17 protein-coding genes are annotated in these 21,561 nt (G+C 49.9%); all 17 read right to left on the reverse strand.

Translation table 11 applies throughout. The features are described from left to right. Positions 1-19: 19 nt before the first annotated feature. The 17 genes from lepA to lgt all read right to left on the reverse strand — a co-directional run bounded on the left by lepA (position 20) and on the right by lgt (position 21,179). Positions 20-1,834: a translation elongation factor 4 gene (gene lepA / locus ACR0QT_RS02250; RefSeq protein WP_177976951.1), complete on the reverse strand. Its 1,815-nt coding sequence runs from the start codon at positions 1,832-1,834 to the stop codon at positions 20-22. Between the two features lie 93 nt (positions 1,835-1,927). Further along, positions 1,928-3,139 carry a stage II sporulation protein P gene (locus ACR0QT_RS02255; RefSeq protein WP_432629269.1) on the reverse strand — a complete coding sequence of 404 codons (1,212 nt, stop codon included), beginning with the start codon at positions 3,137-3,139 and terminating at the stop codon, positions 1,928-1,930. Then, positions 3,132-3,872 (reverse strand): RNA polymerase sporulation sigma factor SigE, encoded by a 741-nt coding sequence (gene sigE, locus ACR0QT_RS02260; RefSeq protein WP_432629270.1) that lies wholly within the window; start codon positions 3,870-3,872, stop codon positions 3,132-3,134. Before sigE ends, ACR0QT_RS02255 begins: the two co-directional genes overlap by 8 nt. 2 nt (positions 3,873-3,874) lie before the next feature. Further along, a complete protein-coding gene (locus tag ACR0QT_RS02265) occupies positions 3,875-4,738 on the reverse strand; it encodes a sigma-E processing peptidase SpoIIGA (RefSeq protein ID WP_432629271.1) in 864 nt (287 codons plus the stop codon). Between the two features lie 274 nt (positions 4,739-5,012). Beyond that, positions 5,013-6,311, reverse strand: a complete 1,299-nt coding sequence (gene ftsZ / locus ACR0QT_RS02270; protein WP_432629272.1) for a cell division protein FtsZ — start codon at positions 6,309-6,311, stop codon at positions 5,013-5,015. Between the two features lie 381 nt (positions 6,312-6,692). Then, complete coding sequence (locus ACR0QT_RS02275) at positions 6,693-7,418, reverse strand: cell division protein FtsQ/DivIB (protein WP_432629273.1); 726 nt, start codon at positions 7,416-7,418, stop codon at positions 6,693-6,695. A 345-nt stretch (positions 7,419-7,763) separates the two neighbouring features. Further along, positions 7,764-9,014, reverse strand: a complete 1,251-nt coding sequence (gene murA / locus ACR0QT_RS02280) for a UDP-N-acetylglucosamine 1-carboxyvinyltransferase (protein ID WP_432629274.1) — start codon at positions 9,012-9,014, stop codon at positions 7,764-7,766. A 136-nt stretch (positions 9,015-9,150) separates the two neighbouring features. Continuing rightward, on the reverse strand, positions 9,151-10,290 hold the full coding sequence (locus ACR0QT_RS02285) for an FtsW/RodA/SpoVE family cell cycle protein (protein WP_432629275.1): 1,140 nt from the start codon (positions 10,288-10,290) through the stop codon (positions 9,151-9,153). Positions 10,291-10,442: 152 nt separating this feature from the next. Beyond that, entirely contained in the window at positions 10,443-11,798 is a 1,356-nt protein-coding gene (gene murD, locus ACR0QT_RS02290) for a UDP-N-acetylmuramoyl-L-alanine--D-glutamate ligase (protein WP_432629276.1), read from the reverse strand. Between the two features lie 136 nt (positions 11,799-11,934). Further along, positions 11,935-12,903, reverse strand: coding sequence for a phospho-N-acetylmuramoyl-pentapeptide-transferase (gene mraY, locus ACR0QT_RS02295; RefSeq protein WP_432629277.1), 969 nt, complete (start codon positions 12,901-12,903; stop codon positions 11,935-11,937). 158 nt (positions 12,904-13,061) lie between these two features. After that, entirely contained in the window at positions 13,062-14,867 is a 1,806-nt protein-coding gene (locus ACR0QT_RS02300; protein WP_432629278.1) for a peptidoglycan D,D-transpeptidase FtsI family protein, read from the reverse strand. Positions 14,868-14,988: 121 nt separating this feature from the next. Continuing rightward, on the reverse strand, positions 14,989-17,430 hold the full coding sequence (locus ACR0QT_RS02305; RefSeq protein ID WP_432629298.1) for a peptidoglycan D,D-transpeptidase FtsI family protein: 2,442 nt from the start codon (positions 17,428-17,430) through the stop codon (positions 14,989-14,991). 149 nt (positions 17,431-17,579) lie between these two features. Next, entirely contained in the window at positions 17,580-17,867 is a 288-nt protein-coding gene (locus ACR0QT_RS02310; protein ID WP_432629279.1) for a hypothetical protein, read from the reverse strand. 11 nt (positions 17,868-17,878) lie between these two features. Beyond that, positions 17,879-18,358: a septum formation initiator family protein gene (locus ACR0QT_RS02315; RefSeq protein WP_432629280.1), complete on the reverse strand. Its 480-nt coding sequence runs from the start codon at positions 18,356-18,358 to the stop codon at positions 17,879-17,881. Between the two features lie 188 nt (positions 18,359-18,546). After that, on the reverse strand, positions 18,547-19,491 hold the full coding sequence (rsmH, locus tag ACR0QT_RS02320) for a 16S rRNA (cytosine(1402)-N(4))-methyltransferase RsmH (protein WP_432629281.1): 945 nt from the start codon (positions 19,489-19,491) through the stop codon (positions 18,547-18,549). Between the two features lie 492 nt (positions 19,492-19,983). After that, the gene (locus ACR0QT_RS02325; RefSeq protein ID WP_432629282.1) at positions 19,984-20,139 is read right to left on the reverse strand and encodes a Spo0E family sporulation regulatory protein-aspartic acid phosphatase; all 156 of its coding nucleotides are present in this window, start codon (positions 20,137-20,139) and stop codon (positions 19,984-19,986) included. Positions 20,140-20,315: 176 nt separating this feature from the next. Continuing rightward, positions 20,316-21,179 (reverse strand): prolipoprotein diacylglyceryl transferase, encoded by an 864-nt coding sequence (gene lgt, locus ACR0QT_RS02330; RefSeq protein WP_432629283.1) that lies wholly within the window; start codon positions 21,177-21,179, stop codon positions 20,316-20,318. Positions 21,180-21,561 lie beyond the last annotated feature (382 nt).

Raw genomic sequence — 21,561 nt, forward strand, 5'->3', positions numbered from 1 at the left:
GCAAAGCGTATCATTCGCTCTACTCGTTGTCCAGCTTCAGCACACTCATAAACGCCTTCTGCGGAATCTCTACGTTTCCGACCTGACGCATGCGCTTCTTTCCTTCCTTCTGCTTCTCAAGCAGTTTCTTCTTTCGGCTGATATCGCCACCGTAACACTTTGCAAGCACATCCTTGCGCATTGCCTTGACGGTCTCACGCGCAATGATCTTGCCACCGACTGCCGCCTGAATCGGGATCTCAAACAGATGACGCGGAATCTCATCCTTGAGCTTCTCGCACATCTTGCGTCCGCGCTCGTAGGCAGAACCGGAGAAGACGATGAAGGACAGAGCGTCGACCTCTTCCTTGTTGATCAGGATATCAAGTTTCACAAGCTCGGACTGCTCATAGCCCTTGAGCTCGTAGTCAAATGACGCATAACCGCGGGAGCGGGACTTCAGTGCGTCAAAGAAATCGTAGATGATCTCATTGAGCGGAAGATCATACTTGAGGAGTGCACGTCCGCCCTCAATGTACTCGGTATCCTTGTAGATGCCACGGCGCTCCTGACAGAGCGTCATGATCGCGCCGACAAACTCGGTCGTCACCATGATCTCCGCGCTCACAACCGGCTCCTCCATGTACTCGATCTCAGACGGGTCCGGCATATTCGACGGGTTCGTCAGGTCGATGATATCGCCATTTTTCTTGTGTATCCGGTACACAACGCTCGGTGCCGTCGTCACAAGATCGAGGTTATACTCGCGCTCAAGACGCTCCTGAATGATCTCAAGATGCAGAAGACCGAGGAAACCACAGCGGAAACCGAAACCAAGTGCGATCGAGGTCTCCGGCTCGAAGAACAGCGAAGCGTCGTTGAGCTGAAGCTTCTCGAGGGCGTCACGCAGATCGTTGTAGCGCGCACCGTCTGCCGGGTAAAGACCACAGTAAACCATCGGCGTTACCTTCTTGTAACCCGGAAGCGGACTCTCACACGGTCTGTCGGCATCCGTGATCGTATCTCCGACTCTCGTATCCTTCACGTTCTTGATGCTCGCGGTGATATATCCTACCATTCCGGCGGAGAGCTCCTCACACGGGATGAACTGACCTGCGCCGAAATATCCAACCTCTACAACCTCTTCTTCCGCTCCGGTCGCCATCATGCGAATCTTCGTTCCCTTCTTCACGGAACCCTCGCGAACACGGCAGAAAATGATAACGCCCTTGTAAGAATCGTACAGGGAGTCAAAGATCAGCGCCTGAAGCGGAGCCTGCGGATCGCCGTTCGGAGCCGGAATCTTGTGAACGATCGCCTCAAGCACATCCTCCACATTCAGACCGGTCTTTGCAGAGATGCGCGGTGCATCGTGAGCCTCAAGACCGATCACATCCTCAATCTCATTTGCCACCCAGTCCGGGCGCGCACTCGGAAGATCGACCTTGTTGATAACCGGGAAGACTTCCAGATCATGATCGAGCGCCAAGTATACGTTTGCAAGCGTCTGCGCCTCGATTCCCTGTGCTGCATCGACAACAAGAATCGCTCCGTCGCAGGCTGCAAGGCTTCTCGATACCTCATAGTTAAAGTCAACGTGTCCTGGTGTGTCAATCAGGTTGAAAATATACTCCTCGCCATCCTTCGCACGGTAGACGGTGCGCACCGCCTGAGACTTGATTGTGATTCCTCTCTCTCTCTCAAGATCCATATTGTCAAGAACCTGAGACTGCATCTCTCTGCTCGTCAGAAGACCTGTCATCTCGATGATGCGGTCTGCGAGCGTGGATTTGCCGTGGTCAATATGTGCGATAATACAGAAATTGCGGATCTTACTCTGGTCCATTACTGCCATAAAAAATATTCCTCTCTCTCGTACTGCCTGTGCCCGCTCCACAAAATAAATGGAACCCGGGAACTCATTCTAATTTATAATCATAGCATTTTTTCATTTTCCTTGCAACACCATATCCAAAACTTCCGCCAGCACACTCATCGCATTCACAGCTTCCTCCCCGGTGTTTGTCTGCGCGCCGACCTCAATCAGTGCTGACCGCGGTCTCACATGAAGGTTGTAGCGCAGACTCTTTAGATAGATCTTTCGGGTAAATCCCGGCGCCCTCTGCGCGCAGGCAAGCTGAAGCTGAAAACTGAAGGCGAGGTTCTCTTTCAAATACGGATTTGGCAGATAGGAAATCGGACCGTCCTGAGTCTGGCTCATCCCCTGAAAAAACATGATATTTGCCGTCGGTTTCCCGTCAACCTCGCTCACAAGATGAACATTCTCGCCAACCCCGTCGCGGTGCACATCGAGAACGACCTGAATCGTCGGATTTTCCTCGAGAATCCGCGTGATTCCATCGAGCGCATAGGTGTAGGCGCGACTTCGGTCAAGGCTTCCGCCCTCCATATCATACGGTGTCGTGTCGTGGATCACGTTCCAGCCCCGCTCCCGCAAGAGTCCCGCAAGGATCTCCCCGATCGCCGTCACCCTCGCGGACGGGTTTCCGGGGCCGAAATCCCGATACGTCTCCTGCGAGTGGGTGTGATAGATCAGAATCTGGGGAACTGAGCCGTCCTGCTGTAATGTCAGATCAGTGTCGAGAAATGCATTCACATTCATCAGATCCGCTCCCGCGACCGTCGACGAATGAACAATGTAAAAATGCTTCATCATCGTCTCATAATCCGCAAACACCTCCCGCGCAGACTCGACCCTCTGCTCCCGCGACCTTGTTCCCTGATCCGAGTTTTCTTGTTCCGTGTTCTCCTGTCCCGGGTTTTCCTGACCTGAATTCTCCTGTTTTGTAGGTTCTTGATTCAGGGGGACCTGATCTGGATTTACCAGATTCGGTTCTGGCGCAGACTCGCCTTCCTCCCCGGTATTTGTCGCCACGCCCTCTCGATGTATCGGATTGTCCTCAGATTTCCCCCCGATCTCTCCGACTCCTCCATTCGAATTCTCAGAATGATTGTCCTCAGAAGACAAAAACAGGTATCCGTATGTATCATACGCATACCTGTATCTCTGATAAACCGCATAGGCGGGGTCATTTCCCCTCTGCCACGGCATTGCCACTGCCGGTTTTGCAGTCGGAAAACGAAGCTGAATCAGTGCCAGAAAGAGGACATAAACCGCCTGTGCCAGCCATTCACTCAAAACGAACAATTTCCTTTTTCAAACGCTTCATAATCTTCTTCTCAAGTCTGGATATGTACGACTGCGAGATTCCCATCAGATCTGCAACCTCTTTCTGCGTCATCTCCGTCCCCTCCGCATTCTTGAGTCCGTAGCGGAGTTCCACAATCCTCTGCTCCCGCGGGCTGAGTTTCCCGACTGCGATTTTCAACAACTCCTTCTCCGTCTCATCCTCAAGTCCCCGGTAAATCACATCCTCATCCGTTCCCAGAATGTCAGAGAGCAGAAGCTCATTTCCATCCCAGTCGACATTGAGCGGTTCATCGATCGAGACCTCAAGACGCGTCTTGTTGTTGCGCCGTAAATACATCAGAATCTCATTCTCAATACAACGGGACGCATAGGTCGCGAGTTTGATGTTTTTATCGGGATTGAACGTGTTGATCGCCTTGATCAGACCGATCGTTCCGATTGAGATCAGATCCTCGACGCCGACGCAGGTGTTGTCAAATTTCTTTGCGATATAGACGACGAGACGCAGATTGTGCTCAATCAGCTCTGCCCTTGCCTCCCTCTCCTCCTCCGTCCCGAGTCGGGAAATCATCTCTGCCTCCCGCTTCGCATCGAGCGGTGCCGGAAGGATATCTGCTCCACCGATATAGTGAATCTCTCCCTGTCTCTGCCAGAGCATCGTTGTGAATGTCGGAACTGCCTTAAACTGAAACCGATTGGAAACTGCAACCTTTACTACCATTCTCATATCCTCCCTCTCTCATCCCGAAATATTTTTGAATTTCTTTCGCTTTCTCCATTCAACAGCATTTCGTATTCCCCGCATGAGGAGAGCGGTTCTCGACTCAGAGCGATCCACGGATGAGAGATCCGGCAGATCAACTGCCCTCGCCTTCGCACCTCCATCTCATCCATCCGAATCCCGGGAAGCATTCCCTGACTTTGCCCGACACTCGAAAACGGGATGTAAATCACCCCTGCGACTTTCTCGCAAAACCCTCTGCATGCCCGTGCCGTCACGACGTGAACCGGCTGGTTTCCGTAAGGCTCGCGGAGTCGATTTCCGGTGTCAAAAAGCGCCCGAATCGTCTTTTCCCTTCCCCGATACTTTAATGTCACCTCATAGAACAGACGACTCTCCCCGATCAAACGAGAGACGGTTTTGCTCACAATCATGCTGAAAAGCACAAGCCCTGCCCCCGCTCCCACAACAATGCCCGCTCTCATGTGCTCAGAAGAAATGCCAGTGCCATCCAACGATAACAGGGAAACAACTCCTCCAGTCAGCAAGGCTCCCGCCAAAAGGGAGAACAGTCGGCAAATCAAGATTCCCATGCCCTGATAGCCAAACGCAATCAGCACCATTCCCGTGCTCACAAGCCCCAGCGTGATTCCTCGCTCAAGCCACAGCGGAATCCCTCTCAAATAGACGGCGATGCACGCCCAACACGCGCCAAATCCCGCCGATGCGGTTATCCGAAATACTTTTTTTAAATTCCATACGCCTCCCGGAATGCCACTCCATGTCCCGATCTGCTCACACAGAAGAAGGACGATCAGATCCATGATCAGATTTAAGAGAAAAAACAAATCCAGATAAAGGATCATATCGGACACTCCCTTAAAGGCTTTCGGAATGACTCTGATTATACGCATTTCCAGAAAAAATTTTTGTCAAACAGAGGACGGAAATTTCCTTTTTTGCACGACAAAAAAAGACAGGAACCTCAATCTTTTGAGATTCCTGTCTCTTAATCTTCCCATTCTAACGCTCTTTGCGACTATTTTTGTCGATTTTTCCGATCGACATCTTAATCACATTCTGCGATCTGTGATTCATACTTTACAATTTTCTATGCAATCATAATCATGCAATCCGAACTTATCTCTTATTCTTCTTTAAGAAATCCGGGATGTTGATCGGGTTGTCATGGTTGATCGGACGGTAAACCGGTCTGGTTGCGTTCTGCTGGTTGCCCATTCCGATCTGCGGGCCTGCACTCTGCGGATTGCTAAAGCCGATCTGCGGACCTGCATTCTGGGTGGTTCCCATTCCAATCTGCGGGCCAACGTTCTGAGCCGGTCTCGTTGCAGCGGTCTGCTGTGCTACGGTCTGAGCACTTGCATCTACCTTATTCTGTAAGAAAACCGGAACTGTATTACGGCTTGCCTGTGCGGTTGCAGTTGCTCCAAAGTTATTCATTGCACTGCTTACCGGAGTCGTCTTTGCGGAAGCGTCCAGTCCGGTTGCGATTACAGTAATCGTAGCCTCATCCTGTGCGTTCTCATCGTACATTGCACCGAAGATGATGTTTGCATCATCGCCAGCCAGCTCCTGAACGTAGCTTGCTGCGTCGTTTGCCTCGATCAGGCTGATATCGCCGGAAATGTTGATGATAACATGGCTTGCGCCCTCGATCGTGGTCTCGAGAAGCGGGCTTGCAACTGCCTGCTTAACAGCCTCGATTGCCTTGTCGTCGCCCTTTGCATGACCGATACCGATGTGAGCGATGCCCTTGTCGGTCATAACGGTCTGTACATCTGCGAAATCCAGGTTGATCAGACCCGGAACGTTGATCAGGTCGGTGATGCCCTGTACAGCCTGCTGAAGAACCTCATCTGCCTTCTTCAGTGCATCCGGCATCGTGGTACGACGATCTACGATCTCAAGCAGTTTGTCGTTCGGGATCACGATCAGGGTATCTACGCTTGCCTTCAGGTTCTCAATACCAGCCAGTGCATTGTTCATGCGGGCTCTTGCCTCAAAACGGAACGGCTTGGTCACAACGCCAACCGTAAGAATTCCCATATCCTTTGCAATCTTTGCGATCACCGGAGCTGCACCGGTACCAGTACCGCCACCCATTCCGCAGGTAACGAATACCATGTCTGCACCCTTGAGTGCCTGAGAGATCTCCTCAGAGCTCTCCTCTGCTGCCTTCTGTCCGATCTCCGGCTTTGCGCCTGCTCCAAGACCCTTCGTCAGCTTCTCACCGATCTGCATTGCGGTCGGAGCTTTACAGAACTGAAGAGCCTGCTTGTCCGTATTGATTCCGATAAATTCAACTCCTGCAATATTCTCATCCACCATGCGGTTCACGGCATTATTTCCAGCTCCGCCGACACCAACCACAATAATTCTGGCAGAATTCTCTGCTTCATTTATTTTAATCTCCAACAAGACTTTGTCCTCCTTAATCTCTCTAAAAGCTCCTAAATCGTAACACTTTTGTAATATTTTTTAAAACTCGCCTATCTAATACTATATGTGATTTCTTTAAAAATATCAACCTCTAATTTGCAGAATTTATGTAAAAATTTTGTTGATTCTTCGTTTTTTCTTCCATACAATCCGACAGAAGTCGACTTTGTTCGAGTACACTTTCCTCGAATCCACACCATGAATCGACAAACTCCACCAGATCTGTCACTCACACCCTTCCAACTAACTCTATATCACAATTCGTACATTCGGCACTTGACGCCACTTCGCAGCCATCGTGATCACACATTCTCAAACCCGTACTGACGCACTCATCTGTCTGCTAACGCAGGCGGTTTGCTATGCTCTCGGCTTAAACGCATACATCGCATTCAGATTTCCCTCATCATAGGTGTCAAGGTAAAGCGTCCCGCTGAGTCCCACAATCTGAGGCATGATATCACTCAGCTCCGAAATCTTGCCGTTGAGATCATTATTCCCGCCGAGAACCACATCGATGTCCCCGATATGAAGGGTAGTGCTTCCATTTGAGGAAAAACGGATCTGGTCACTCTCAATCTTATAGATCGAGAGCACCTGCGTCAGATTCAGAATGTCCGAAAAAATCTGGGCGCTCTCAACCGGAAGTTTCTCATAGAGCACGATATGACCGAACTTGAGTCCGGTGATCTCGGGAATTCCGGGCAGTTTCTCACTCGCACTCTCGACGATGATGCCATCCTTATCGAAATACATGTAACTGCTCATGTAGGAGACACAGCCCACCATACTCTTCTCATAGACGATGATGTCGATCTGGGACATACTGCGAAAGACAATCTTGTAATCCTCCACAAACGGGATCTTCTTGTGAGGCTCAAACCGATCCTTCAAATAACAGATTCCACTGTTTCTGCTCAGCGAATCCGGAAACAGCATCTCCACAATCTGATCCGAATCATACTTCTTGTTTCCCGTCACTGTAATGTCCGTGATCTTCACAGACAGAAAAAGAATGACCAGAAACAGCGCAGTGATCCCCACCGCGCTGAACCAGACTCTCTTTCTTCCAAATCCCTCTCTCATTTTCTGCCCGTTCCTCGATTCCTATGTTCTACAAACTTTTCCTAGCATAACTCTGCAATGAACTGCCACATCTGAAGTCTCTGTTTCCTATGTCACCAGGCGTGATACTCTGCAATTTTTATAGAAAGTCACCTAGAGACATCTCTTTCCTCCAGTAATATGGCGACTTTGCCAAATGGCTCTGTGGCAGGAAGTCACTGCAAACCCGTGTGAGACGTCGGTGCTTAGGTTGCGTAGTTTGCAACCTTATGCACCGTTACGTCGAACCCGGAGCAAAAGCGCGTTTGCAGGACTTTTCTTGCCATCAGAGCCCTTCTATCTTCATCACAAATCAAGCTAACCATCTTACTCCCAAAGCGCAATCTCCGCCCCAACTTGCGCGAGATCCCGGCTGATATCCTCATACCCTCGGCTGATGTGCTCATAGCCCTCGACAATCGTCTCTCCCTCCGCCGTGAGCCCTGCGACAACGAGAGCCGCGCCTCCGCGCAGATCCTTTGCCTGCACGCGCGCACCGTGAAGCGGACGCTGTCCGCGGACTCTCGCAAATCTGTCCTCTATTATAATAGATGCCCCCAATTTGCGCAATTCCTCCGCGCAAGAAAAACGCTTTTCAAACACATTTTCCTGAATCCGCCCTTCCCCGCTCGCAGACGCCAGCACTGCCATCATCACCGGCTGAAGATCCGTCGGAAACTCGGGATAGGGTCCCGTCGAGAAATCGCAGGCTCTTGCTCTTCCCTGCATCCTCGCCACAAGTCCCTCGGGCGAAACCGCAATCTCCATCCCCATTCTCTCAGCAAGCCTCAGACTCTTCTCCATATGAAAGACCGGTGCTCCACATAGCCTCACTTTCCCGCCACTGCAAAGAAGCGCCCCGAGATACGTTCCCGCGACAATCCGATCTCCGTCGATCGCAAACGTCGTATCGTGAAGCGGAACTCCGCCCTCAATCAAGATACACGCCGTTCCTCCGCCCGTGATCTTCGCTCCCATACTGCAAAGGAAATCGCAGAGCATCTCGATCTCCGGCTCTCTTGCTCCCCCGATGATCCGCGTCGCCCCGGGCACAGGCACAGATGCCAGAATCGCATTCTCCGTCGCCCCGACACTCGGATACGGAAAACGAATCATCGCCGGATGAAGATGATTTGCAAAAACTCCGATCTGCTCCCCCTCTGTGCGAACCTGAGCGCCAAGCGCACGAAACGCATCGAGATGGAGATTGACCGGGCGATTTCCAAGGCAACATCCTCCCGGATGCCTGCTGACTGCAAGCCCAAATCTACCAAGCAGAGGACCGAGAAGCATGACGGAGGAACGCATCTGTCCCGACATCGCACACGGCACAGGTACCGGTTCCGCATCAGACGCATCAATCACCGCAGTGTGCCCCTCAAGCGCACAACGACACCCCAAATACTCCAATATCCCCATCATACAGATCACATCCTGTATAATGGGGACATTTGTTATCACGGTGGTTCCGCGGTGAAGAAGTGCTCCCGCCATAATCGGAAGCACTCCATTTTTGGAACCCTGTATGCGGATTTCTCCATTCAGACCATGCCGGCCCTGGATACGAATGACAGACAATACAATCCCTCCCGATGCCTCCGTCTATATTCCTATCCTATGTAGATCAGCCTGGAAACGTTTTTCTTTCGACGCACAAAATAAATGATATCCAGCCCAACAGCACAATAAGTTCTAAGTGCAATTAAACTATGCGTTATGCGCGCTCGAGCTTAATCTGATTCGAGACACTGAGCACAAGCCCCATCTCAATCATCAAAAAGAGCACCGAGGTACCTCCGTAACTGATAAACGGAAGCGTGATTCCCGTATTCGGGATCGTGTTCGTCACAACCGCAATGTTTAAGATTACCTGAATGGCAATGTGCGCCATCACGCCGACCACCAGCATCGCGCCAAACAGATCCGGTGCATTGTTCGCAATCACCATACAGCGGTAAATCATGAACATGAAAATCAGGATCACTGACACCGCTCCAAACAGTCCAAGCTCCTCACAGATGATCGAGAAAATCATATCGTTCTGCGCCTCCGGCACAAAGCCGAGCTTCTGGATGCTCTCGCCGAGTCCTTTTCCGAAAAGTCCGCCGGAACCGATCGCATAGAGTCCCTGAAGCACCTGATAACCGCCCTCCTGCGCATACTGGGTCGGGTCAAGCCAGACATGGATACGCTTCATCTGATAGGCGTGCAGGATGTTCATTTTCTCCAGAAACGGCTCCCAGAACTGCGCGGTGAAGATGAGCGCAAAGGCTCCGACTCCACTGCACAGAAAGATCGCATAGCGCTTGCAGGCAACAAAGAGCATCACAACTGCAATTCCGAGAATAATCACTCCGGAACTTAAGTTGTTGAGACCTACGATCGCGGCAATCGGAAATGCCAGAAACATCATCTGAATCATTCCCCTCCAGGTATTGAGCTTGTTGACATGTTTGACGACATAGGCCGCGAGAAAGACGATCAGGGCGACTTTCGCAAACTCGGTCGGCTGGAAACTGAACATTCCAACTCCGAGCCAACGCTTCTTTCCGTTGATCTCTTTTCCGACAAGGGTTACCGCAATCATCAGCACATAAGAGAGCAGATATCCGAGCATCGACAATCTCTGAAACCAGCGATAATCCATCTTGGAAATGATAATTGCTACAAGAAGACCTCCAACTGCAATCACAAACTGACGCTTCAGAAAGTATGTGGAATCCCCCTTCTGTGTCAACTGCGCAGTGTAAGAGCTGGCGCTGTAAATCATCACAAGACCGAACGCCATCAGAAAAATCACGCAGAACAACAGGCTGTAATCATAAAAACGCCTGACTTTCTTTTTCTTTGCCATGGGGGTCCTCCTAATTTCTTTGATGTGCGCTCAAAAACAGGCATAAAAAGATTCTGAGCGCACATCTTGTGTTTCAAGTTTCTTTTCAAATCTTTTTTTCAGATCTCAAATCTTTTTTCAGCTTCTTCTTTCAGCTTCTTCTTTTCCGGATCTTAGAGATTTCTCACGCACTCCTTAAAGATCTCGCCTCTCTGCTCGTAGTTGTCGAACATGCCCCAGCTCGCACATGCCGGTGAGAGAAGCACATTGTCACCTGCATTTGCGTAAGCGGCGCAGACACGGACAGCCTCCGGCATATCCTCCGCATACATGATCTCCGTAAATCCGTGCTTTCTCGCACACTCTGCGATCTTGTCACGGGTCTGACCGATCAGCACGAGATATTTGACCTTGTTGCCAAATTCCTCGATCCACTCGTCATACTCGTTGTGCTTGTCGTATCCGCCTGCAATCAGAACCGTCGGGCCCGGCATTGCGCGGATTGCCTGAATCGCTGCATCCGGATTCGTTCCCTTGGAATCGTTGTAGTAACGCACGCCTGCACGCTCCAAAACAAACTCAATTCGATGCTCAACTGCCTTGAATGACTTGACTGCCTTGCGGATCAGATCCATCGGAACGCCGATGCGGATCGCCATTGCAACTGCTGCCATCACATTCTCATAGTTGTGCTTTCCGAGAAGCTGAAGATCATGAACGTTCACGATCTCCTCGGTCTTTCCGTCATGCGCATACATGATCAGATCGCCGTCGAGATACATGCCGGACTTGAGCTTCTGGGTGCTCGAGAACCAGAATACGCTCGGCTTGCGGTCTTCCTTCTCGCCAAACTCTCTCAGAACCGGATCGTCGTAGTTGAGCACTACGCAGTCCTTCTCGGTCTGATTCTCGGTGATACGCTCCTTCACAGCGATGTAGTTCTCCATCGTTCCGTGACGGTTCAAGTGATCCGGTGTGATGTTCAGAATTGCGCTGACATTCGGGTGGAAATCCATGATTGTCTCGAGCTGGAAGCTGGAGACCTCAGCGACGGTCACAGACTTCTCCGTCGTCTCAAGTGCCGTCTCGGTGTAAGGAATTCCGATGTTTCCAACCACAAAAACCTCATCAAAATACGTCTTCATAATCGCGCCGGTCAGTGCCGTCGTCGTCGTCTTTCCGTTCGTTCCGGTGATCGCAACCAGTTTGCCCTTTGACACATGATAAGCCAGCTGAATCTCACTCCAAATCGGAATCTTTGCGTCATCGAGAACCGGTACAAACGGCGCATCGAGCGGGATACCCGGGCTGATGATCGACAGCTCCACGCCAACAAGATCGGTGCGAGACAGAGGTCCAAGGACGATTGTCAGCTTGTCATCCTCCTCAAAATTTTTCCGAATCTTCTCCGGGTCCAGTTTCTCATTTCCATCATAGAGCACAACCTCCCCACCCATTTTCAGGAGAAGTTTTGCCGCAGAGATTCCACTTTTTCCACAACCTGCCACTAATACTTTCTGACTGCTCATGTACATTTCCTCCTAATTTCAAGTTGACGTTCTAAATTCGTTCGTATCTTGTGTGTTCGTATCTTGTATGTTCGTATCTCGTGTGTTCACATCTCATTCGTTCGTATTTCTTCGTAATCTCGTCGACATTTTGACTTTACAGACCAAGATACGCTACGAGACAGAGAAGAGCCGTAACGGTGGAAAATACTGCCACCACTCTCGTCTCTGACCAACCACACAGTTCAAAGTGATGATGAATCGGAGCCATCTTGAAAATTCGTTTTCCCTTTGTCGCCTTGAAGTAGCTGACCTGCATGATGACGGAGAGTACCTCCACCAGATAGATCAGACCGATGATCGGGATGAACAACGGCATCTGCATCATAAATGCACTCGAAGCCACAAATCCGCCGAGTGCGAGAGAACCGGTGTCTCCCATGAACACTTTCGCCGGATAGACGTTAAACAGAAGGAAACCGAGAAGACTTCCCACGACGGCACCGGTGATTGGGCTGATTCCGCTGTTCTCCCCGATCGCAATGATCGTCAGAAACGTCGCAACGAGAATCGTCACGCTCGTGCACAGTCCATCCTCTCCGTCCGTAAAGTTCACGCCGTTATCCGTTCCGAGGACAACAAAAAATACAAAAGGAATAAACAGAATTCCCAGGCTCACATAATATCCGTGTTCAAAGCCTCCGGTAAACGGGATCAGCATTGAAGTTCCGACCTCGCCGGAATGAATCAGATACCAGACAAAAATGCCGGTAATCACAAACTGACCGATCAGCTTCTGGATCGGGTTGAGTCCCTCCGAGCGCTTCATCACGATCTTGATGTAATCATCCAGAAATCCGATGATACCAAATCCGACTGTCACAAACAGCACCGGAATGATCTTCGGGTAATCTTTCATGTAAAACAGCGACGTAATCACAATCGCTGCAAGAATCACAAGACCTCCCATCGTCGGTGTTCCCTGCTTCTTCAAATGCGCCTGCGGACCATCCAGGCGAACCTGCTGTCCGAATTTCAGCTTGTGAAGAAACGGGATCACGATCGGGCAGAGAATTGCGCTGATCGCAAAGGCAATAATAATCGCTAATATCGTTTCGTTAATCATAGTGCACTCCTATCGGTTATGTAGTCTGTCCGTCAAACCAGACATCGTATAGTATACGTCTTTTTATTTGAATAATCAAGTTTCAGTTCACGCGTTGCACAAACTGGTATCAAATTTGCTGATGCTTCGCATTTCAGCTCAGCCCTGCTTTACTCCAATCATCCCTGCTTTACTCCAAGATAGGGCAAAATGTTCTGAAAAAGATCGGCAATGACCGGAGCCGCAATCGTTCCGCCGTAATAGATTCCCTGCGGTTCATCGATCGTGATCAGCGCAATCACCTGCGGATCTGGTGCAGGCGCAAACCCGAGAAACGAGGAGATGTATTTTTTTCGACTTCGCGGAAGTTTCTCGGAGGTCGCCGTCTTTCCGCCGATCCGATAACCCTCGACCGAGGCTTTCTTTCCGCTTCCCTCTGCGACAACCTGCTCAAGCACATAGCGAAGCGTCTCACTCGTCTGCTCCGAGAGAATCTGCCCCTTCTCCTTCCATGAAAACTCCTGAACCTGTGTCCCGTCCGCGCTCACAGCACGCACCCCAAAATGAGGTGTGACCCTGCGCCCGCCGTTTACAAGGGAGGCCACCGTCGTGATCAGCTGAATCGGTGTGATCTGAAACGACTGTCCGAATGAGACTGTCGCAAGCTCGACCGGTCCCATATTTTCTCTGCGGTGCATGATCGTTCCGGCTTCTCCCGGCAGATCAATCCCGGTCTTTCCCCGAAGACCAAACTGCTCAAAATAATCGACGTAACGGTCAACGCCGAGTCTCTGCCCCACATCGATAAAGACCGGATTGCACGAGTTCATCGCACCCTGAAGAAAAGTCTCTGATCCGTGCCCGCCGACCTTGTGACAGCGGATTTTTCGATCCTCGACAACGCGAAAGCCCGGGCACGAGAACATGTCATTCAGCGTGACAACTCCGGCTTCAAGCCCTGCACTTGCCGTGATGATCTTAAACGTCGATCCCGGCTCATAGGTGTCGTTGATCGCCGGATTTCTCCACATTTGATTCAAGAGTTCCTGTCTCTCCTTCGAGGAGAGCACAGCTTGCTCCGTGCCCACGGAATTTCCCGAATTTTCTGCACTCTCAGACTTCTCTGGGACACTTTTCACAGTTCCGTCCAAGGTCCTTTGCGAGAGAATCTCCTCCGTCAGCGTAAACGGCTGATTCAAATCGAACTCGGGAACGTTTGCCATCGCGAGAATCTCCCCGTTTTGCGGGTTCATGACGATCATCGAGACCTTTTTTGCGCCTTTCTGCTCCATCGCAAGCGTTGCAAGCTGTTCGGCATACTTTTGAATATTCACATCAAGGCTGATCTGAAGATCCATGCCGGCAACCGGCTCAATCCGGTCCTCAAACGCATTTTCGAGTTCGACCCCCTTCGCATCCGTCATCGTCAGAATCGTCCCATTCGTTCCCTTGAGCACGGACTCATACTGAACCTCAAGACCGATGATGCCCTGATTGTCCCCTCCGGTAAATCCGAGCACCTTTGATGCGAGGGAGCCAAACGGATAGGTTCGCCGGTAATCCTCATCGACCTTGACGCCAGCAAGGTGGAAGGCACGGATGCGATCGCCGACCTCCTTCTCGACATTCGTCCGGATGATCTCGCGCGAGCTTCGCTTCTCAACGCGCGTCCGCACCGTCTCCTCCTCCATCTCAAGCTCTCTTGTCAGCGTTTCAATCACGAGTTCCCGGTCTTCGACCTGATTATAGATGACTGAGATTGTGCACACAGTCCGGTTATCCGCAATCACGACTCCGTTTGCATCGAGAATCCGCCCGCGGGCAGCCTTGATCTTGCGCTCCCTCTGGTGAAGATCCTCCGCCATCTGACTGTACTGCACAGAGCAAAAAAGCATCAGATAAACAAGCCGTCCTGTGAGTCCCACCATGCACAGGCACAGCAAAACACACAGGACGGCAATTTTTTTCCGATGACGGGTCATCATGAAATTAGAACCTCTCCCGAGCACTCATCATTACAGAATATGGCAAACATTCCATTTTAGAACTCGTTACCGTTCAGAAAATTCTTATTCTTATCTATTCTTATCCATGTACAAAAAAGCGTTACTCCGCCTCTGCACTCGGATCAGAACCTGATTCGGATTCTCCCTCAGCACTCTCCGGGTTCTCCGTCTCGGAAACCTGAGAAGCCTCTGCGGTCTCTTCTCCCGGCGTCTCCGCCTCCGTGCTCACACTCACCTGAGCGCTCACATCCGGCAGGGACTCCACATCGATCTCCTCATTTCCCGGTTCAATCACAATCTCTGTCTCGGAAGTCTCTGCTCCCTCCGGCATATTGTCCGGAATTCCGTTTCCACCATCAGCAGAATCCACATACTCATCGGTATCGTAGATCTTCGTCTCCTCCGGCACAGTCTCTGCCGGGGTTCCGTTGTTGTCCGTGATTCCCTCTGCGCCCGGAAGCTGGGCGGCAAGTGACTCATCGACATTCTGTACATCCACAGACGGGAAGACATTCATATACGGAAGGATGTCCTGCATGATATTGGCAAACACACCTGCTGCATAGGAGCTGTGTGCCTGATCCTCCACATGAGGCTCATCGATCGTCACATAGACGAGAACCTGCGGATCGTCCGCCGGGGCAAATCCACAGAACGAGAGCAGGTAATTTCCCTGTCTTCTCGGAATCTTCTCTGCGGTTCCGGTCTTTCCCGCAATGTCATAGCCGGCAACTGCGGCTGCCTTTCCGGTACCTTCATTGACGGTGCGGAAAAGCGCATGCTTGATAAACGTGCTCGTCGACTCCGATACGGTCTCGCGCACGAGCTTCGGCTCGATTTTCTTGACCACAGAACCCTGCTCATCCAGAATCTGTCTGACCACATGGGGTTCATAGTAGGAACCGCCGTTGATGACCGAACAGTATGCCGCTGCCATCTGAATCATCGTACAGTTGTAGCCCTGTCCGAATGAGTTCGTCGCAAGCTCAACCGGTCTCAAATTCTGCGCATCGTAGATCAGATTCTTCGTATCTGCCTCACCCGGAAGATCAATTCCGGTCTTTGCACCGAAACCGAACATCTTCTGATATTTGGAGAACAGCGAAGCCCCGCTCTTTGCCACGATCTGCATCATTGCATCGTTGCAGGACTGCATCAGCGTCTCCTCAAGTGTCAGAACACCGTGTCCGCCTCGTCTCCAGGCATCGCACTTGATCTGGACACCGGCAACCTCCTGAGAACCGTCACAGAAAAATGTATCGTTCTGGGAAATGATTCCCTCCTCGAGTGCCGTTGCCACAGTGAAAATCTTCGACGGGGAACCCGGCTCATAGGTATCACTGATGCAGTAGTTTCTCCAAATCTGGTTCCATGCGACCTGCTGGCCAAAGGAGCGAATCTCATCATCGGTGTAATAAGAGCGCACCTGATCCTGCGTGATCGGGGTCTCCTCCTTGTGCTTTCGATTCCAGGTCGCCGTCGCCTCTTTCAGACCGAACTGCCAGATCTGATCATCATTGAAACGATCGCCGATCACACGCGGATTGTTCAGATCAAACGTGCTTCCACTCGCCATCGCGAGAACCTCCGCGGTATCCGGGTCCATGACGACAACGCCGATCTGCTTCGAGCCGGTCTGCTGTTCCCACTCCTGAATCCGCTTCTCGACGGCATTCTGAATATTGACATCGATCGTCGACACGACGGTGTTGCCGTTTGTCGCCGGTTTGATCACTCGCTCGAGGTTGGAATCATCGTTTAAGTATCCGTACTCGCGTCCGTTTGTTCCGATCAGGGAACTGTTGTAGGACTGCTCAATTCCTCCAAGTCCGCTGTCCGTGCCGGAAAATCCGATCACGTTGCAGGCGAGGGAATTGTACGGATAAAGTCTGCGGTACTCATCCTCAAACCACACGCCCTTTACGCGTGCCTTCGAGTCTGCCTTCGCATTCGCCTGATTCGTCTCCTTCTGATAATTCTCAAAGTTTTCCTTATCGTCATAGGAGAGTTTTCTCGCATAGCGGATGTACGCCTTGTCTTTATTCTCCGTGATCAGCGTGCGGATCGTATTCTCATCATATCCAAAGATGTTCACCAGCGCCTGCACCGAGGCATCCAGATAATTCTCCTCTTTCGACATGATCTGTTGCGGATCGATGATCAGGTTGTACACCTTCTCCGTCGTCGCCAGATACGTTCCGTTGCGGTCGACAATGTCTCCGCGCCGATACGGGATCACACGGCTGTCATACGACTGCTGTGCCAGCACAATCTGCGTGTATTTGTCCTGATTTTCCGTGATAATCGAGTACAGTCTCCATGTCACAGCCACCGCAAGAAGGAGGATGATGATTCCCGTCATCGCCAGCTTCTCCTGCATGTATCTCACAAAAATCCGCTTCTTTCCGGAATTCTTTGCATTTGAAGCGGAGGACGTTCTTGAATCCTCCCCCTGATTTCCTGCGCCACCTGAATATCCGGAACTTGAGTATCCAGAACCTGAATATCCGGTGCGACCGCTATTTCTGTTGTTGTCTCTCATGTTGACTGCGCCTGTATTTCTTATGTTGCTGTTATTTCTCCGAACACCTGCATTTCTTGCATTGCCCGTAACTTTCGCACTGCTGATCGTTCTGGCTCTGCCGGTAGATCTGACTGCCCGACCACCGCCAACGCGATCTCTGCCACTGTTCATCGTTCTGCCATTTGTCTGGTTTCCCGCAGTGCCCGGATTGCGATTGCCGTTATTGTTATAATTAGTATTGCCGTTGCTGCGATCTCTGCTGTTCGTATTTCTGTTGCTACTGTTTCTGTTATTACTGTTGTTACTGCTATTGTTCCTGTCGTTACCGTTTCTGTTATTACTATTGTTGTTGCTCGTTCTGTTATTGCTAACTCTACTGTTTTTGCTGGTGTTTTTGTTATTGCTCGTATTGCCGGTACGATTTTTATTCCTTTTTCCGGACTGATTCCGGGCATTCTTTCTGGAATCAGTGTTTCGGGATGTCCTCATTCTGTTTTACGTACTCGCTTTCTTTTTTGTCGTACAGACGAACCTGATCTCGGTTCGCATATACCATCCCCAGCTCTTCCGTCGCAACCTTATAGATATGATCCAGATCAACTGATGTGTTGATTCTCGTCTGAAGCGCATCGTTCTCCGATTTCAGGCTCTCCACTTCCTGCTCCAGCTTCTCAATGTTGTGGATTCTTCCCGTAATCGTAGACTGCACCTGCAGATAGCTCACACAGATATAGAGTGCGCTCATCGCTGCAACCGTCAATGCAAGAACGTAAGGCACATCCATCTGAAGTGCCTTCTCCTGATTCCGTCTGACAGCACGGCTGACTCTCCGCTTGTGCCGGATCTGGTCGCGTTCTTCCCGTCCCGGCTGGCGTGACGGCACTGCCTGTTCTACTGCAGTGCCATACACATAAGGTGGTTGTTTCATTCTTCTCTTTTCAGCCATACTATCCCCTCCCCGTCTTGGTTTGACGTTATTCTTCTTTCCTCTTATTTTCTTCCCTTTTCCCTTTTTGTTTCCCAGTATCAATCTTCTTTTGTTCATCTCAATCAGCCGATTCTTTTGTCGTTATTTCTTTCTCTTCCCTGTCATCGCAATCAGCTGACACTTTTTCCAATCCTTCTCGGGACTGCTCACTCTTCTCCGCGCTCAAAAACGCGAAGTTTTGCGCTCTTTGCACGAGGATTCTCCTCCATCTCCAGATCGGACGGAAGAATCGGTTTTCTTGTAATTACTTTTCCCTTACTCTTTTTCCCGCACATGCATACCGGAAATCCCGGCGGGCAGATGCACGGATTCTCATTCGTCCGGAAACGGTTCTTTACGATTCGATCCTCAAGAGAATGGAAGGTGATGATACTCAGTCTTCCTCCCGGTGCAAGCAGATCAATCATCGTGTCGATCGAGTTCTTGAGCACCTCAAGCTCCTGATTCAGCTCGATTCTGATCGCCTGAAACGTCCTCTTCGCCGGATGTCCTCCGGTCGCACGCACCTTCATCGGAATCGCCGCCTTAATAACCTCAGTCAGTTCCCCGGCTGTTTCAATCGGCTTCTCCTCACGCCTCTTTACAATGTGCTTCGCAATATTTTTTGCAAACTTGTCTTCCCCGTAGTCACGGATAATCCGGTAAAGATCGGATTCCGTGTAGGTATTTACAATGTCTGCCGCTGTCTTCGTATTTCGCTGATCCATGCGCATATCAAGCGGGGCATTTTCATCCCGGTAAGTAAATCCACGCTCCGCTGTATCCAGCTGATACGAGGAAACTCCCAGATCCAGATAAATACCGTTCACTTTCTCAATTCCCAGATCACTCAGGATCTGAGCAATATTCACATAGTTGCTTCGCACAACCGTAACATGATCCCCATACGGCTTTAATCTCTCTGAAGCTGCCCGGATCGCATCGGCATCCTGATCAATTCCAATCAGGCGCCCTCCTTCTCCAAGACGTCTGCACACTTCCGAAGCGTGACCGCCTCCTCCGAGTGTTCCGTCTACATAGATGCCGTCCGGTTTTACCATCAGGCTGTCTATCGTTTCTTCAAGCAAAACGGATTTGTGTTCAAATGCCATCTTATCGTTACTCCCAGATCTTTCATGTTCTCACTATAAGCAAAAAAAGTGGAAAAACGCAGACCTGCAACCGTCAGACTCCATCGCCATTTATAACGGACTCATCCTTCGGCTACACTCTGAAATTTGCAAAAAATCCATAATTTTTTATGATTCTCTGCAAACCTTGCGCCACTGTTCACGTTCCACGCAATCAGCGACAATTCTGCCACTTTGTCCCACTTCTCATTACTTGTAGGTTTATTTTAGTACATCCTTCTGAAAATTTCAAGAATATTTGAAAAAGAATGTGAACAAAGAATCCTTTCGTTGTCGTTCACACCTTATCCCCAAAACAACACGATAAATTTCCTATAAAATAAAAGAACAACTGCCCTGTCGTTTCCCCCTTACAGAAGCAGTCGTTCTTTCTTCGTTCCCCCTATTTTCCCTATTTCTTTTTCCTAATTTCTTTTCCTGTTTCTTTTCTTCTTTCCTGATCTCATCCGTTTTTCAAAATCCCGCCAGTATGTACTCTTCAATCAAATGATCCAGATCCACACTGTTCTGATAGACAGATTCGTAAGTCTCTCCCGATTCAATGCTGTGATTCAAAGCCTTTCTTGCCTTCTCGATCTCCAGTATCAACTCTTCTTTCGGAATTCTCATTTTTTATGCCTCTCCTTTTGTCTTGCGCTGAATCAAGTCTACGATGGTTCCGAAGTTCTTTCCCAATAAGTTTGCCGATCTGGTTACGGAATTTTTATTTCAGAATGAGAATTCTATTCCCCACATACTCCATATGTCATTTTCCATATTTTTTATGCGATATGTTGCTATATCTCTTATGACATAGGACTCAGCTTTCTGCGACGAACAATCAGATTGCCCACCGCCACGATCACCAAGGTCAGCGACAGTACCTGAGAAACCGGAAGTCCGGTTCCAAACAGGATCAACTGGTCGGTGCGCAGACTTTCAATCCAAAATCTTCCTGTTCCGTATCCGAGCAGATAAATCCAGAGCATTTCCCCATCAAATTTTTTCCGTTTCCGGTACCAGAGCATAAAGCACAGAAGCCCCAGATTCCAGCACGACTCATAAAAAAAGGTGGGATGAACCTGAATATACTCTACTCCCTGATCAACAATCATATGTTTCAGAACATCCGTATTCAGCATATTATCATTCACAATGGAACGCTTAATCCGCATTGCAAACAGGCTGTCCGTGTATCCTCCAAAGGCTTCCCGGTTAAAGAAATTGCCCCAGCGTCCGATAATCTGACCGGTCACCAGTCCAAGCACTCCGGTATCTGCCATCGAGAAAAAGGAAACTTTCCGCATGCGGGTAAATACAATCAACGTAAGAACTGCGCCAATCACACCTCCATAGATTGCCAGTCCGCCTGCCCGAAGATTGAAGATCTCCAGCAGATTATTTTTATAGTTATCCCATTCAAAAACTACATAATAAACTCTTGCCCCAATGATGGAAAAAATAATCCCATACAAAGCAAAGTCCAGATACAGTTCCGGGTCCTGCCCTCTTCTCTTTGCATCTGACTGGGCAACCCAAATGCCTGCAAGCATTCCCAGTCCGATGATAATCCCATAGTAGGCAATCCGAAATCCAAATACGGAAATACTGTTCGACAAATGCTGTATGGTAATTCCAAGGTGTACAAAGCTAATATCTGCACCTTCCATTGTGATACATGCTCCTTTCGATGTCTTCTCTATTTTACAGCCCCCACCCTCCAAAATCAAACATAATCGGACGACTTATTGCGCTATAATTCGACAGAAAAATTTTTCTTCCAGCACAAACTTTCTGACATCACTTTGCCATTCGACCGGAAAGATCAAGAACTGCAAAGTCTATGCTACAAGTTATCGGCACAAAAAGCAAGCGATTTTTCCAAATTGCCAAAACCTTCTTTCACTCCTATATTCAAGTCGACGCTCGCGGAGACTTGGCGCGTGATTTTGGTCAGCTCTGCTGACATCTTCTTATCAAAATCACTGCGCATCCACGCGGAGCGTATAACTCAGAAGGGGATTGTCTCCCCTCCTGAGAAAGTTTGTGATA

Origin of the sequence: Brotaphodocola sp. (assembly GCF_050873365.1) — a bacterium.
GTDB lineage: Bacteria > Bacillota > Clostridia > Lachnospirales > Lachnospiraceae > Brotaphodocola.

Coding starts and splice junctions, on each gene's coding strand:
- lepA (WP_177976951.1), bottom strand. CDS start 1,834: ATGGCAGTAATGGACCAGAGTAAGATCCGCAATTTCTGTATTATCGCA.
- sigE (WP_432629270.1), bottom strand. CDS start 3,872: ATGGTAGTAAAGGTTGCAGTTTCCAATCGGTTTCAGTTTAAGGCAGTT.
- ACR0QT_RS02265 (WP_432629271.1), bottom strand. CDS start 4,738: ATGATCCTTTATCTGGATTTGTTTTTTCTCTTAAATCTGATCATGGAT.
- ACR0QT_RS02275 (WP_432629273.1), bottom strand. CDS start 7,418: ATGAGAGAGGGATTTGGAAGAAAGAGAGTCTGGTTCAGCGCGGTGGGG.
- ACR0QT_RS02285 (WP_432629275.1), bottom strand. CDS start 10,290: ATGGCAAAGAAAAAGAAAGTCAGGCGTTTTTATGATTACAGCCTGTTG.
- murD (WP_432629276.1), bottom strand. CDS start 11,798: ATGAGCAGTCAGAAAGTATTAGTGGCAGGTTGTGGAAAAAGTGGAATC.
- mraY (WP_432629277.1), bottom strand. CDS start 12,903: ATGATTAACGAAACGATATTAGCGATTATTATTGCCTTTGCGATCAGC.
- ACR0QT_RS02300 (WP_432629278.1), bottom strand. CDS start 14,867: ATGATGACCCGTCATCGGAAAAAAATTGCCGTCCTGTGTGTTTTGCTG.
- ACR0QT_RS02305 (WP_432629298.1), bottom strand. CDS start 17,430: ATGAGAGACAACAACAGAAATAGCGGTCGCACCGGATATTCAGGTTCT.
- ACR0QT_RS02310 (WP_432629279.1), bottom strand. CDS start 17,867: ATGCCCGGAATCAGTCCGGAAAAAGGAATAAAAATCGTACCGGCAATA.
- ACR0QT_RS02315 (WP_432629280.1), bottom strand. CDS start 18,358: ATGGCTGAAAAGAGAAGAATGAAACAACCACCTTATGTGTATGGCACT.
- rsmH (WP_432629281.1), bottom strand. CDS start 19,491: ATGGCATTTGAACACAAATCCGTTTTGCTTGAAGAAACGATAGACAGC.
- ACR0QT_RS02325 (WP_432629282.1), bottom strand. CDS start 20,139: ATGAGAATTCCGAAAGAAGAGTTGATACTGGAGATCGAGAAGGCAAGA.
- lgt (WP_432629283.1), bottom strand. CDS start 21,179: ATGGAAGGTGCAGATATTAGCTTTGTACACCTTGGAATTACCATACAG.